The 14,039-nt window shown below is 57.5% G+C and carries 15 protein-coding genes; 7 read left to right on the forward strand and 8 right to left on the reverse strand.

Annotated features, from left to right (window positions below):
- On the reverse strand, positions 1-453 hold a 453-nt coding region (locus VGK48_20520; protein ID HEY2383566.1), incomplete at its 3' end, for an MCP four helix bundle domain-containing protein.
- Between the two features lie 222 nt (positions 454-675).
- On the opposite strand from VGK48_20520, the gene VGK48_20525 reads away from it, so the two are divergent.
- The 3 genes from VGK48_20525 to VGK48_20535 all read left to right on the forward strand — a co-directional run bounded on the left by VGK48_20525 (position 676) and on the right by VGK48_20535 (position 3,077).
- On the forward strand, positions 676-1,476 hold the full coding sequence (locus VGK48_20525; protein ID HEY2383567.1) for a hypothetical protein: 801 nt from the start codon (positions 676-678) through the stop codon (positions 1,474-1,476).
- A gap of 95 nt (positions 1,477-1,571) precedes the next feature.
- Positions 1,572-2,651, forward strand: a complete 1,080-nt coding sequence (locus VGK48_20530; protein HEY2383568.1) for a hypothetical protein — start codon at positions 1,572-1,574, stop codon at positions 2,649-2,651.
- Positions 2,652-3,077 (forward strand): DUF6152 family protein, encoded by a 426-nt coding sequence (locus tag VGK48_20535; GenBank protein HEY2383569.1) that lies wholly within the window; start codon positions 2,652-2,654, stop codon positions 3,075-3,077.
- A 63-nt stretch (positions 3,078-3,140) separates the two neighbouring features.
- Here VGK48_20535 and VGK48_20540 read toward each other — a convergent pair whose 3' ends face one another.
- The gene (locus tag VGK48_20540; protein HEY2383570.1) at positions 3,141-4,277 is read right to left on the reverse strand and encodes a photosynthetic reaction center cytochrome c subunit family protein; all 1,137 of its coding nucleotides are present in this window, start codon (positions 4,275-4,277) and stop codon (positions 3,141-3,143) included.
- Between the two features lie 85 nt (positions 4,278-4,362).
- Positions 4,363-5,157, reverse strand: a complete 795-nt coding sequence (locus VGK48_20545) for a hypothetical protein (GenBank protein HEY2383571.1) — start codon at positions 5,155-5,157, stop codon at positions 4,363-4,365.
- A gap of 101 nt (positions 5,158-5,258) precedes the next feature.
- Between VGK48_20545 and VGK48_20550 the strand changes: the two genes are divergently transcribed.
- The 4 genes from VGK48_20550 to VGK48_20565 all read left to right on the forward strand — a co-directional run bounded on the left by VGK48_20550 (position 5,259) and on the right by VGK48_20565 (position 8,063).
- Positions 5,259-5,663: a DUF6152 family protein gene (locus VGK48_20550; GenBank protein ID HEY2383572.1), complete on the forward strand. Its 405-nt coding sequence runs from the start codon at positions 5,259-5,261 to the stop codon at positions 5,661-5,663.
- A 151-nt stretch (positions 5,664-5,814) separates the two neighbouring features.
- Positions 5,815-6,591 (forward strand): hypothetical protein, encoded by a 777-nt coding sequence (locus VGK48_20555; protein ID HEY2383573.1) that lies wholly within the window; start codon positions 5,815-5,817, stop codon positions 6,589-6,591.
- 20 nt (positions 6,592-6,611) lie between these two features.
- Positions 6,612-7,622 carry a hypothetical protein gene (locus tag VGK48_20560; GenBank protein ID HEY2383574.1) on the forward strand — a complete coding sequence of 337 codons (1,011 nt, stop codon included), beginning with the start codon at positions 6,612-6,614 and terminating at the stop codon, positions 7,620-7,622.
- Between the two features lie 18 nt (positions 7,623-7,640).
- The gene (locus VGK48_20565; protein HEY2383575.1) at positions 7,641-8,063 is read left to right on the forward strand and encodes a DUF6152 family protein; all 423 of its coding nucleotides are present in this window, start codon (positions 7,641-7,643) and stop codon (positions 8,061-8,063) included.
- Between the two features lie 95 nt (positions 8,064-8,158).
- On the opposite strand, the gene VGK48_20570 is transcribed toward VGK48_20565, so the two are convergent.
- The 5 genes from VGK48_20570 to VGK48_20590 all read right to left on the reverse strand — a co-directional run.
- A complete protein-coding gene (locus VGK48_20570) occupies positions 8,159-10,450 on the reverse strand; it encodes a hypothetical protein (GenBank protein ID HEY2383576.1) in 2,292 nt (763 codons plus the stop codon).
- Positions 10,447-10,683, reverse strand: coding sequence for a hypothetical protein (locus VGK48_20575; protein ID HEY2383577.1), 237 nt, complete (start codon positions 10,681-10,683; stop codon positions 10,447-10,449). Before VGK48_20575 ends, VGK48_20570 begins: the two co-directional genes overlap by 4 nt.
- A gap of 78 nt (positions 10,684-10,761) precedes the next feature.
- Positions 10,762-11,580 (reverse strand): PEP/pyruvate-binding domain-containing protein, encoded by an 819-nt coding sequence (locus VGK48_20580; protein ID HEY2383578.1) that lies wholly within the window; start codon positions 11,578-11,580, stop codon positions 10,762-10,764.
- A 117-nt stretch (positions 11,581-11,697) separates the two neighbouring features.
- On the reverse strand, positions 11,698-13,413 hold the full coding sequence (locus VGK48_20585; GenBank protein ID HEY2383579.1) for a carboxypeptidase-like regulatory domain-containing protein: 1,716 nt from the start codon (positions 13,411-13,413) through the stop codon (positions 11,698-11,700).
- 183 nt (positions 13,414-13,596) lie between these two features.
- A partial coding sequence (locus VGK48_20590; protein ID HEY2383580.1) for a hypothetical protein occupies positions 13,597-14,039 on the reverse strand: 443 nt, incomplete at its 5' end.

Below are 14,039 nucleotides of genomic sequence, written 5' to 3' on the forward strand. Positions count from 1 at the left end.
CGCTTTCATCGCCGCGACGTCCTGGTTCCGGCGAGAGAGTGCAAGAACATTGTCGATGGGTTGGCGAATCTGGCTAACATCGGCCGAGAGGTGTTCCCATATCTCATACTCACCGGGAAATGTGGTTAGCGGCTCGTACGACTCCGCCGCGGCCCCCATTTCCATTTGCACTTTCGAAAGCCTCTGCTCGATACGCTCCATTTCGGGTGTCGCCGATTCGAAGATATGGGCATCCACCAGAAGACGTTCCTGGTCGATTTCGTGGACGATTCGGGATACGGCTTCGATGCTGACGAGCGCATTTTCGCCGATGGTCCGGTTGCCCGCCTGTACCTTCCGCATGGAAAAGAACACGACAAGATTTCCGAAAGCAAATACGGCGATGATCAGCAGAAATGCCGAAATAAGCCAGATTCTACTGTTCGGAGGAACAATAGATCGCGCTTGCGCCATAAAAGACCTCGCTAAGTCACGATTGCAGACGAATACCGATGAGTCGATTATAGAACGGCCGTTGAAGCCGGCCGGGCGTATTAACAATCATTTACACGCTTGACAATGCTGCCGGTTTCATTTGATTCGAAATCGCTTCATTCCGGAGCTTCCTTGTTTTAGACTCTGAGCAAAATTGCGTTTCAGAGTTTGACAAGGAGCTCGATGTCACGGAATTCGGCTATGCGAATCTTGGTCGCTGGATTTGCGGTTGTCGTTCTGGTCTTCCCCGCAGTGTTCATGCAATCCCAGCAGACCCAAACCTACCGCGCACCCCGAACAAAGGACGGCAAGCCGGACTTGAACGGAGTCTGGCAGGCTGTGAACACTGCCAACTGGGATATTGAGGGGCACGGCGCAGCGCCCGGGCCGATATGGCAACTGGGTGCGGAATTCTCCGAGCCTCCCGGCCTTGGCATCGTGGAAGGCGGTCCGATCCCCTACAAGCCCGAGGCCCTTCAAAAGAAAAAGGACAACTTCGCCGACCGCATGAACCGCGACCCGGAAATCAAATGCTATCTGCCCGGCGTGCCGCGCGCGATGTACATGCCGTACCCGTTCCAGATCATCCAGAGCACCGATCAGATCACGATGGTCTTTGAATATGCGGGCGCGCTTCGGACCATTTACATGAAGCACAGCGATGCGCCGGCGGATTCCTGGATGGGTTGGTCGAACGGCAAATGGGAAGGCGAATCCCTCGTCATCAATACGAGCGATTTCATTGAACAAAGCTGGTTCGACCGGGCCGGTAATTTCCACAGCGATGAGTTGAAGGTTACCGAGCGCCTCACTCCGATCGACAAGGATCACCTGAATTACGAAGCGACCATCGAGGACCCCAAGGTATTCACGCGGCCCTGGAAGATCAGCATGCCGCTGTACCGGATGGTCGAGAAGAATGCCCAGGTACTCGAATATAAATGCGTCGAATTCGCAGAAGATGCAATCTATGGAAAGCTGTACAAGGTACCACTCAAATAAGCATGAGCTGCACGCGCGAAGCGCAAGGCCGAAAGGCCGCTGCCAGGAATCAATGCAAGCGCGATAGCGCGCGCAGCCCTAAATAAGGAGGTTTCATGAACCAGCGATATCTGATGTCGACGGGCGCCGCTGCCCTTGCCATCACTCTTATGGCCGTATGGCCGGCGCCTCCACTGGCCGCCGGCCAGGGAACCCAGGTCCTGAAATCCGGCGAAAAAGCGGTAACGGTTGCCAACAACGGAACGCCGGCCAAGCCATACGTGGCGCCGAAAACCCCTGACGGCGTGCCCGATCTGCAAGGGTATTGGACGAACAATTCCATCACTCCTCTGCAGCGGCCGCAAGGCGTCACCAAGGAGTTCTACACACCGGAAGAATTTGCCGCTGCTGCAAAAAAGCAGGCAGACAGCGATGAAGGACGAATCACCGCCCAGGTGGGCACGGTTAACGATGTGCATTACGACTTCACGCAATTCGGCCTGGATAAGAGCCAGACCGTGCTGAACGGGAATATGCGAACCTCGCTCATCACAAATCCGTCCAATGGGAAAATCCCTCCCGTAACGGAAGAGGGCAAGAAGAGAGCGGCCGCGAAGGTTGCCGCGGCAACCCCGCGAAGCGCGCAATACGATACCGTTAAGAACATTGTGATCGGGTCCCGCTGTATCTACCAGGGCGCAGGCCCGCCGATGCTTCCGCCGGGATACAACCCTGGCTATCAGATTGTTCAGGGTGCAGGGTACGTGATGATTCTCATCGAAGCAGGTCACGAGGTGAGGGTCATTCCCACGGATAACCGGCCGCATGCTCCGGAAGGCGTACGTTCCTGGCTGGGCGACTCTCGAGGACACTGGGAAGGAAACAGCCTGGTCGTCGAGACGAGCAACTTCAACGGCAGGGTTGCCTTCCAGGGATCGAGCGAGAATCTGAAGGTCAGCGAGCGATTCACTCGCACGGATGCCAACACGATCAAATATGAGTTCACGATCAACGATCCCTCAACCTGGGAAACCTCGTGGGGCGGCGAACTGCCTTTTACGAAGATGGACGGTCCGATATTCGAGCATGCGTGCACCGAAGGCAACTACGGCATCATGAATACTCTGGCCGGCGCTCGAGCCGAAGAGAAACGAGCCGCTGCAGCAGCAGCCGCAAAAAAGGGAGGAGCACAGTAAATGCGAACCAAGTTGATCGTCACATTGCTTGGCGTGGGCCTGCTGCTGGCGGTCGTGCCTGCATGGGCTCACCACGCCTTTTCGTCGGAATTTGATATCAACAAACCCCTGACGTTGAAGGGAACTTTCTCAAAGTGGGAAATGATCAATCCCCACTCCTGGTTCCATATCGACGTGAAAAACCCGGACGGCACAGTCACCGAATGGTTGATCGAAGGCGGCAGCCCGAATACATTGATTCGCCTTGGCGTTACCAAGTACACCGTCAAAGTCGGAACGGAGTTGACGATTGAGGCCTACCAGGCCAAGGAAGGCACCAACAAAGCAGTCGGGCGTAACTTCATTCTGGCAGATGGATCGCGGCTCTTCCTGAGCGAGAGCAGCGCCCTCCCCGCCGCCGCCCCGGCGGCTACAGAGAAGAAATAAAAGAGGGTCGCACACCCGAATTCCTGTATTGCGGAATTCGGGTGTGCGACCCCCTTTTATTTCTTATTTCGGCCGGATCGGCGCCGGCTGCGCAAACCGCGACGCCGGAATTACCGTATTCGCCTGGATCTCGCTCAGCTCCGTCGTCCCCTGTCCATCGGTCCACGTCGTAATCCACTTGAACGGCAGCTTGACCCCAGCCACGTCCCGATAATCACTGTAGTCGATCTGGGTCGGGACGCGGCCGACGGCTGTATCCACGTAGCGGACGATGCGGACCAGCAGGCCGGCCTGGTCGAAGTAGAAGTTCACCGGCGGTTGGCGCGGATTGCTTGCCTGCAGCACCTGAACTTCTTTATCGTCGATCGACGTTGCGCCGACGCGCCATTGATTAAACGCTTGTTTCAGTTGCGCCGGGAACGCCACGGCGCCGTCGATCCGGGCGCCTTCCAGATTGCCTCCCGTCAGGGCCAGCAGTCCGACCGGCCGGTCGGGAGAGGCGATCCACCCCGTACGGCCGTCGAAGATCCGAGTACTGTCGCCGAGCACCGTATGCACGACCATCGCGCGTTGATTCGGCGCTCTGGCAAAAACATCCACCGGGACTTTCGTCTGTTCGGTTTCAAAACCGATGAATGTCCCCTTCCCGCTAAAGCTTGTCAGCGCCGCCACACGCTGCGCCCCGCCGAGCGCCTGCATGTATTTGTTGAGAACCTGGTCGACAGAAGGTTCTGCGGAGGCAGGAAGCATAATCGGTTCATTCGGATCGTCCATGTAAGCCGCGTACTGCGCTGCAAGATTGGGCAAAATCTTGGGACGCAAATCGCCTCGATGACACGTATAGCAGGTCACCGATCGGACTCCGCCGAAATTGTCTTTGTTGAGCGCGTTCACCATCAGCATCATCTTGCGGGTGGTCTGTTTGAGCGGCGTATCGTCGGCGAACTTGTCCCAGGAACCCACACTCTGCAACGTGTGGCAATCCACGCAATTGAAGCTGAGTGATGCAGCAAACATTCCCATCGTGTCCATGAATTCGTCGACCGGAATGCCCTTGAGGACCTGGACGTTCTTGAAGACATCTTCGGCCATCTGCGCTTTGGGCGCCTGGCCTGCCTGCCCGAGCGCCCATGCCGAACCCATCAAAGACACTGCGGCAGCGCATGTGACAATAATTCCGACCCTGCATTTCGAAGACATTTGTTGCCTCCCCTGTGTGAACAGCAGAAGTTTAGCCGCCAATTATTTCAATTCAGCTAATTAATTGGCCGGCCCGCGGCCAAGTTCATTTCCCCACCATGTGCGGCAGATCTTTGCTGTTCTCTTCGCAGATGCTCTCGATAAGGTCGGTGTCGGGAATCAACTTCCAGCTGAGTTTCGCGGACCAGGGTTTGGTATATGCCATCGGATCGTCGATCGTCACATCGATATTGATGGTTCCGATCGCCGGACGCGTAAAGCGCTCGACCACCCGAAGCGACTCGGTACCGGGCAGCCCGCGCATGTCGAGCCAGGTTTTGCCGTTCTGACCGATGGTCTCGATAACGAGCGTGTCTCCTTCCCAGCGGCCGACGGAATATCCCATCCAGGTCGGCTCAGCGTCCTTCGGCAATGAGCGCCCATCGGTAAACACCTGTCGATAAATGGTCCTGGATTCATAAAGGAAGATCAGCAGGTCGGGCGCGTGAACCAGTTTGAGGCCGTCCGGGATGTTCTCTTTTTCCGGAATACCGGAGGGCAGGCAGTGTACTCCCGGATGGTCTTTCCCGTTGGTGTCGATCCGATCCTGATAGAGAGCCTTGGCCCCGGGTGTTAGCGGGATGTCTTCCGGCTTCATATCCGCCGCCAGGTTGAGCAGGTGTTTGACATTGTCGGCCGGCATCCAGAAGCCGGACAGATCGACGTGCCCGTCAGCCATTCTGCGCGGCGGAGCTTTCATATCGATTTTCCCATCCGGCGTGCGAGGCATGTTTTTCCAGGGGAAGGGGTCCCATTGAGCACTGGCGAAGGAAGGGAGTATCAAAGTAATCGCTGCCGCAACAAGGCAAATCCGTACCGTCGTTGAAACGATGCCGCTCATGTCCGCTCCTTTTAGTTCGTGACGGCGATTCTAACTCAGTTTGACTTAGGCGGGAAAAGGACGTAACGTGCGCTGAACAGCTTCACAGTGGAGGTTCCCAGATGCGAAAGGCCGTCCTGGTTTCTGCGGCTATCCTGTTATCGATAGCGCTGAGCAGATCCGCCGCTGCGCATCATTCTTTTGCCGCAGAATATGACGCCACGAAACCCATCAAGCTGACGGGTAAAGTCACCAAATTGGAATGGGAAAACCCGCACACCTATTTCTACATCGACGTCAAAGATGCGGCGACCAACCAGGTGGCAAACTGGTCGATTGAACTGGGCAGCCCGAACAGCTTGATGCGGTTGGGCTGGACCCGTAAATCGATGAAGATCGACGATATCGTCACGGTCGAAGGCAGTCTTGCAAAAGACGGAAGCAAGCTGGTGAATGCCCGGACCGTTTCCCTCGCCGGCAGCGGACAGCGCCTGCTTACCGGGTCGAGCGAAGACACGGCAAAATAAGGGGTTTTATTCCCCACTTTGCGTGCGGAAAAGGGCAAACTGTAATATTATTCGCGGGCAAATCTGCAATGGAGTTCGATGAAAAATGCGTATGCCGTTTAAGGCCTTTTTAATCGCCGGCACCACTGCGGCTGGCCTGTGCATCTTCCAAATGACCCCCAAGCCTCAGGCGGCTCAGGCCGCAGCCGGGCAGGCAACTCCCGCTTACCGCGCGCCGCGGACGGCAGACGGCAAACCGAATCTGAACGGGATCTGGCAGGCTTTGAATGAAGCCAATTGGGATCTGGAACCCCATGCCGCCTATCAGGGTTCGCTCCCGGCCACCGGAGCCCAGTTTTCGGTGCCTCCCGGCATCGGGGTGGTGGACGGCGGGACCATCCCCTACAAGCCCGAAGCTTTGGCGCAAAAGAAAGAGAACTTCGCAAATCGCGCGAAACTCGATCCGGAAGTGAAGTGCTACATGGGTGGCGTGCCACGCTCGACATACATGCCCTATCCTTTCCAGGTCATCCAGGGCACCGGCACGATGATGATTACCTACGAATTCGCGGGCGCGGTACGCATCATTAATATGGGTAAACCCACCGAATCGCCGACCGACAGCTGGATGGGCTGGTCGAACGGCCATTGGGAAGGCGACACGCTGGTGATCGACGTCACCGGTTTCAACGATCTGACATGGTTCGATCGCGCCGGAGACTACCATAGCGACATGTTGCATGTGGTCGAGCGCTATACGCCGCGCAGCGCCGATACGCTGATGTACGAAGCTACGATCGAGGACCCGAAAACGTTTTCGCGGCCATGGAAAATCAGCATGCCGCTGTATCGCCGTGTTGAAAAAAATGCGCAAGTTATGGAGTACAAATGCCCGGAATTTGCGGAAGAAGTGATCTACGGGCACCTTCGCAAGCAGACAAGCAAATGAGGACCAAAAGGAGACTTCCTATGAGCAATCGTCATTTCTTATCGCTCTGTGCCCTGACGATCGGCATGATTTTACTGGCGTCCATCGGTGCGGCGGCCCAGGCCAAACCGTTTACGCCGCCGAAAACACCGGACGGGCAGCCCGATCTCCAGGGAATCTGGTCGACTCTGACCAGCGTGCCTCTGGAACGGCCCGCCAATCTCGGCGCCAAAGAAGTCTATACGCCTGAAGACCTCGCGGCTCAGGCTCAACGGGCGGGTGCGCGCGGTGGCGCCCGTGGCGGCGGCCGCGGAGCAGCGCCGGAAGCGGGCAATCTCGCAGTCCACTATGACACGAGCCAGTTCGGATTGGACCGGACGCATGAGGTGGTCGCAACCAGCAACCGCACGTCGCTGATCGTAGGCCCGGAAGGACGAGTGCCGGCGCTGTTGCCTGAAGCCCAGAAGAGGCAAGCCGCCCGCGCTGCTTACAACCGTGAACATCAATGGGATGGCGCCGAATCCCGCCCGCTGGCCGAGCGCTGCATTATCTGGCCGAGCGAAGGTCCGCCGATGCTGGCTCCGGGTTACAACAGCAACCTTCAGATTGTCCAGGGCAAGGGATACGTCGCCATCGTGCAGGAAATGATCCACGACGTTCGCGTCATCCCGACGGATAACAGCGCGCATCTGCCGTCAAATATTCACCTCTATTTCGGTGATTCCCGCGGGCACTGGGATGGCAACACCCTGGTGGTCGACACGACGAACTTCACCGACAAAACCGCTTTCCGCGGCTCCGGTGAAAAACTTCATGTTGTCGAACGGTTCACGCGCACGGCCGACAACGCGATCAAATACGAATTCACGGTTGACGATCCGACGGCCTGGGCAAAGCCCTGGTCCGCCCAAGTCAGCTGGGCGAAAGAAGCCGGGCCGATCTTTGAGTACGCCTGCCAGGAAGGCAACTACGGCATGGCAAACAACCTGAGCGGAGCGCGCGCTACTGAAAAGAAAGCTGCGGAAGCCCCGGTTTCAAAAAAGGCCCAGTAGGGATTAAGGAGAAATGAAATGAAAGCAAGACTCGCCGTACTGCTTGCCGCTGTGGCTTTATTTGCGGCGGCCGTTCCAGTATTCGCCCATCACGCGTTTGCGGCGGAATACGATGCAGCTAAGCGGCTCACATTGAAAGGTACCGTGACGAAGTGGGAACTCGTGAATCCGCATTCGTGGATTCATATGGACGTCACAGGACCGGATGGCAAAGTCACGGAGTGGATGGTCGAAGGCGGAAGCCCCAACTCTCTCCTGCGAAACGGCTTCAATAAAAACTCCCTTCCTGCCGGGACGGAAATCGTCGTCGAAGGCTACCAGGCGAAGGACGGTGCCAATCGCGCGGTCGGCGCCAACCTGACCTATGCCGCAAACGGAAAGCGGTTGTTCCTGGGCGGTTCTGCACCCGGCTCGAACGGTGGTGGCGCGGAAAACCCGTAAGCCGTAACCGAAAGAAACCACAAGAAGCACAAAGGGCACAGGAGACCGGGAATCTCTTGTGCCCTTTGTGCTTCTTGTCTTTCTTTCGGCTGGGGCTAACGGGTCAGAACGGAATTCGACTCCTGCATGGTATTTTCCAACGCTTTCCCGGACCGTATTTGCGAAGCTACCGGAAGCGCCGCAGCAGCGGCCACCAGGTAGCAGGCGCAACCGGCAAACATCGCAACTTGAAAACCTGCCTGTAAGGCGATGAAGACGGTACTCACGGAGCCGATCACTGAAAGGATCCCATTCAGTCCCCAATAAAATGGAGGAGCCGGGAGCGGCCCTCGGCCTGTCTGCTGCAAACCGCGCGGAAACGGAATTCCCATCAACAAACCCAATGGCGCAATGAACAGAGCCGCCATTATCATCCGGCCTCCGAGCGGTAGAGGGAGAAGCGCCGGCACCAATTTCGGGAGAAGCATGGCTTCGATGATTCCCAGTGCAGCAACCCCCAGACAGGCGACCCTCACAGGCACCCAGGCGGAGATTGCGCTGCCTATTCCTCCGCACGCCAGCAACGTGAACAGTAACAGGGACAACGTAAAGATGGGATGACCAACCAGCAGCGTCAAGTGTTGCAACAACGACAGCTCGACGGCAATGAAGCCGAACCCGAGCGCTGAAAAGTAAACCACCGATGCCGCGTATGGCGCTGTCGGTTCTCCGCGCGGTTTACCGAAAGTCACAAAAAGGGCCAGCAGGACAAGGCTTGGAACAAACAGCGCATCGAAAAATCCCCTGGCGATGTTGGTCGACATTCCCCACGGCCGCTCGGTCGCAAAATAAAACGGATTCTCATCGAAGACGGGACCTACCCGCATGGGCGAAGCCGCTTCATAGGCCGCAGGGGACACGCGGCCGCTCAGGAGGCCGTCATACGGAGCATGCGCCGGAGAACCTGGCACGATAAAGGGCTCGGCTAACGATGTCCAACTCGTCGTCATATCCCGGCGTTGATCCGCCGTGAACGGCGTCTTCTTCATCATGAAGAGCATCTGAGGTGGCTCGGATCCGTCGGAATTGGCTTTGCGATTTTCCATCATCACAGCAACCCGCGATTCTGCGTCGTGCACGCCAAGCAGAGCGACCGAGTTGGAGACGAGGCGCGGAACATCGGCATCCCAGCGCAAAATCACCAGCATGCCGTTGTCTTTGAGGTGATCGAAATACGCCCTGAACGCCTCGGTCGTGTAGAGATAGTTTTCGGAAAGCGACAGGCCTCCCGAAGCGACAGACGCCCAGGAGTCGACGAACCCCAGGAAAATGACGTCGAATTTTTTCTCGGTGCGGCTGATGAAGTTGCGGCCTTCGCTTTGCACGACGTCCACGTCCGGTCTATCGTAGAGATTGCCTGCGAGAGCGCCGTAGTGGCGCACGAACTGCAGCATCAGCGGATTCATTTCACAGGCCGTTACACGGCGGCTGCCGGCGGCCAGAGCCGCGACAACGTCCGCCCCGCCTCCCGGACCGATGACCAGCGTTTCAGCATCGGGCTCGAAGCGAAATGGAAGGGCGCGATATGAATCCTTCACTCCGCCGAGGCTTTCGACCCGCCCATCCCACGGATAAACACTGGTCCACGCATCCGAATCGATATAAAGGCGCGCCAGGCCCGTCACGCCTTCAACTGCGCTGATCCGCGAATAAGCGTTCCAGCCTTCCTGTGCAACCTTCGCGTTCGGATGGCGATCCATGTCTTTACGCATCGCCTTGATCGTTCCGGGAATCACGCGGAACAGATTTGAACGCTCGTTGACGATGGCAGAGGCCGCAACAACGATCCCCAGCACGATTCCGACCGGGCGCAATTTCAACGAAAGGGCGGCCGCCGCTCCGAGCGCGGCCGCGGCCGCCACAAGAACGGTCGCTTCACCTCCAAGCGCCTGCAGCAGGAACGTGACACTCAGGGCGCCGAGCGAGGCGCCGAGCAGGTCCACAAAATAGAGGCCGCCGGCCCGTTCGCGATGAAGATCGAAAACGACCGACAGCGTAATTCCTGCCAGTAGAAAAGGCGCGAGGGGTAGAACGAAATAGAGCGGCAGCCGCGAGAAATCGAAGGGAAACCGGACCAGAACCCAGAGACAGACAGGCAGGCTGAGTCCGTATAAAAGCGCGGCTACCGCCGCATGCTCGGTCGTAGCTGGCCTGAAGCGCCGCCAGACGTGCGCCACCATACCGCCGAGACCCCACCCCAGAAGCGCAATGGAGATCGCAACAAAAGCAAAGTGGTACCAGATCGTCGCGGAATAAATGCGGGTCAGACCGATCTCGAAAACAAGCCCGGAGAACGTCGTCAAAAATACGGCTGTCCGGACAGACAGAGGCAGGCCGGATCTCGTCATTCTGCTTCGTCGCCCGCGTCGTCTGCTTTCTTCTTCGGCGCCGAAACGGGCTGGTTGCCGATCCGCTCCTCGACAAAGTAGCCGGGATGGTAAGCGCCTCGTTTAAGATTCAATTCCCGGCAGTATTTTGTGGCGTCTTCAGCAGTCTTGAACTGTGCCGGAACCGGCCGCTTGCCGAATCCGCCTATCTCTTTAGGTTGTTTGGACAAAACCCAGAACGATCTTTTTGGCATTCTTCCTCGCGAACTTCATTTTTCCGCCAAAAGTGTACACCAGTCCGCCCGGACAACACATGCTACTCTCCGGGATTGTCATCCGCTGTCCCGGATCCCTTTTGAAGTCGTGACGGCCCGGGCTTGAAGCAGCCAGACCTTTCCTTCTTTCCAGGCCCACTCGATATCGACCGGCACGCTCAGGTGTTCCTCGGCCTTACAGGCAAGGTCGGCAACGGCTCGAATACCTTCGTCCGAAAGCGAAGGATGACTGACGAAAGCTTCGGGCATGGGCACAAGAACAGAGCCACCCGGCCTTAATAGCGATTTAACGTGTTTCGCGGCTATGCGCCGCTCGATCACTTGACCGCTCTTCTTCGTTACTGTGAATCCATCCGGATTCACATGCCCGCCCACCACAGAATCACCGACGCCAAAATTCGATTCAATCAGGATCCGGTCACTGGCACCGGTCACCGGATCGACAGTGAATGCCACGCCTGCTGCCTCCGCTTCAATCATTCTCTGCACAATAACAGCGCCGCCCTGCACGCCTGCGCCGCGGCTTTTCCGATAGAGAGCAGATTGGGCATTGAGAAACGATGCGAAACACCGCGCAATTGCCGCGGAAATCGGTTCAAAACCTCGGACGCCAAGGATGGTTTCATACTGGCCGGCAAAACTCGAATATTCGGAGTCCTCGGAGTAGCCTGACGATCGTACAGCAAAAACCGAATGTGAACCGATCCGCTCTTCGAGCGAGCGGAGGTGCATGGCAAGGTCGGGCTCTGACGCCGTCGTAACAAGGAAACCCTCAGGGACCGGAAAATTCGCGGAGAGGAATGTGGCAAGCGCGGACGCCTTTCCGCCGGCAAGATTAACGTCCCGGGCTGCCTGATGGTCGAGAGGATAGATCATGATCGTCTTGGATTGCGCTCCCAAAAACTCCAAAAAGGCATCATTGTGTAACACCTATTCGCTGGAAGTGCAAGATGGGTCAGCACTAAACCCTGTAAGGTCTTTATGAAATCGATCTCACTGGCCGGCAGGGATCACCTTCACTTCAACAGGCAATTTCGACAGCTCGGTGATTTTGACGGGGGTTCCAAGTTCTTCGTATTTCCGGAGGAATTCCGGATCGTTGAATTCGTAGTCATCGATATCTTCCCAGGCGAAGAGCTTGTAATCGCCGGGAGCAACCGTACGCATTATGAATTGTCCGTTCTGGTCGCTGGTTGCATAGCGGTAGAGATCGTGACGATTGCGCAGGCCGTCCGGAATAAGAATAGCCTGGACGCCGCGGACGGGATGATGATCCCGATCGACGAGCGTTCCATCGACTTCTCCAACCTGAGAGCTCAGCACGATTTCAAGGCCGCCTGAGACAGACCCACTGATAGAAGCGCCGCCGAGAATGTCGGCGCTGTCCAGTTGTGCTTCTTTCACATAAAATCCCTGCTGCAGTGGGGTCATCGACAAGCGGTAACTGCCGGGCTGCACATTTTCGATTACAAATGTGCCATCGTTCGAAATGGCTTTCGAAATTTCCATGCTGGCCGTCGGAATTTCCCGGCCGGCTACAACTGGCGTGAGGACAATCTCGACACTGTCCAAATTCGGCAGTGACGAAACGGCGGCGCCTCCTTCAATAGATAAGCGGCCTGGAATGGTCATTCCCGGAGAAAACACGATCACGACGTTCTCCACATCCGCATTAGAGACATCGACCGCAATACGCCCCTGCTGGCGCTCTGGCGCTGGCGTTGCGGCACCGGAAAAAACGTTCGTGCGGGCACTGACCCAATACTGGCCCGGCGTGAGATTCTTGACCTCGAAAGTGCCGTTTGTGGTGTTGTACGAAGAGAGATCGAAAGTGTTATCGCCGAAAAGCATCGGATTTTCGCGCGGCGCGACGAACATGGTCACGTTGCGCGGAATCTGTCCCGTTCTGGAATCCATGACCCGGCCGCGGATTTTGAAGAGCCGTTGCTGAGCCAGCGTAAAATCGATCGCGCTCAGTTCGCCGCCTGGCGCAATTTCGATGGACATGGCTGCGGACGGATCGGCGGTGCCTGGATAGTAGGTAAGCACGTACCCCGGATCGATAACCTCATTCGACGAAGGTTCCTGTGGGAAGTTCTCCATCGGCGAGCGTGGTACGCTCGCTTTGACGTAATAACGCCCCGGAGTCATCGAATAGATCCGGTATTCGCCGTGATCGTCGGTCTTGGCCGAGCCTTCGGGGTCAAAGACGCGCCGGCCGTCTTCATCGTATATCGGCTTGAGCAGTTCAACGTTGACACCCGTCAATGGCTCTCCTGCCGGATCGGATACTCGTCCGCTGACGGCGCCTGCGGGCGTCAACCGGATCACGATGTCCTTCACCGCCTCGCCTGCCGCAATCTTCAACGGCGTGCCACCGCGGCCCGGCGCGCGAGCGCCGTATCCCTGCCGGGCGAATCCATTCCGTTGCGCCATCACCAGATATGTGCCCGGCGTGAGATCCGTCACCAGGAAGTGTCCATCACTGCCTGTGTTCAGAGGAGGTATGGCCACCGTTCTGTTCGGCTGAAACGACGCGTCGTCCGGACCCGAAGTCCTACTCGCAGTAATGCGTGCGCGCGCGATCGGCTCGCCCGTCCCCGCCCGCAACACGTAACCTTCGATGCTGGCTTTCGCCGCCGCTGCCGGTTGCGCCTGCGGGCCAGGCGCCAGCAAAGCCAGGATGACTGCAGCCGGGATGAAGGTCATCAGCCCTCCAATGTCACCACGATCGGTATTGCACTATTATCAGCCCGCATTGGATGCAAGATCCAGCCCACCGTCGACCGTATCGATGCTATTGGAGAGCAAAATTGTCGCCGGTTTCACTCTCAACCTGGTCTTGCGATTCCAGCGCTTCAATCCACCGTTTGGCCGCTTCCCGGACCTGGGTTAACGCCCGTTCGCCTTCCGGGGTGACGGTGAGCTGCCGGTTTTTCTCCGTGAGCAGGCCGCGCCACACCAATCGATGCAGCGTGAAGCGTACGGCGACGGTCTGGACCTGCTGTCCTGCAAACTCGTCCGCCAGCCTGGCGACTCGCTCGGCGTCGCCTTCGCCGCGAAGCAGGAACGCTGCGGCAGCGGTTCGAGTTTGCCGGGCCAGTTCTCGCCGGTGACGCCGGTCATCTCGCGCTTCCCATGGATCCGGGTCGTCAGTTCATCGAGTTCCTTTTTCAGCTGCGCCGTCGTCCGCGCCTCGGCTGCCAGCCGTGCTTTTATCGAAGGCTTCGGTAAATGCCGCTTCAGCAGGTCATCGACATCGATCTCTTTCTTTTTCATGAGGCGTCCTCCATCATTAATTGCTTCAGTTTTTTGCGAGCGCGCGACAGCTTCGA

It is taken from the genome of Terriglobia bacterium, from assembly GCA_036496425.1.
Classification (GTDB): Bacteria; Acidobacteriota; Terriglobia; order 20CM-2-55-15; family 20CM-2-55-15; genus 20CM-2-55-15.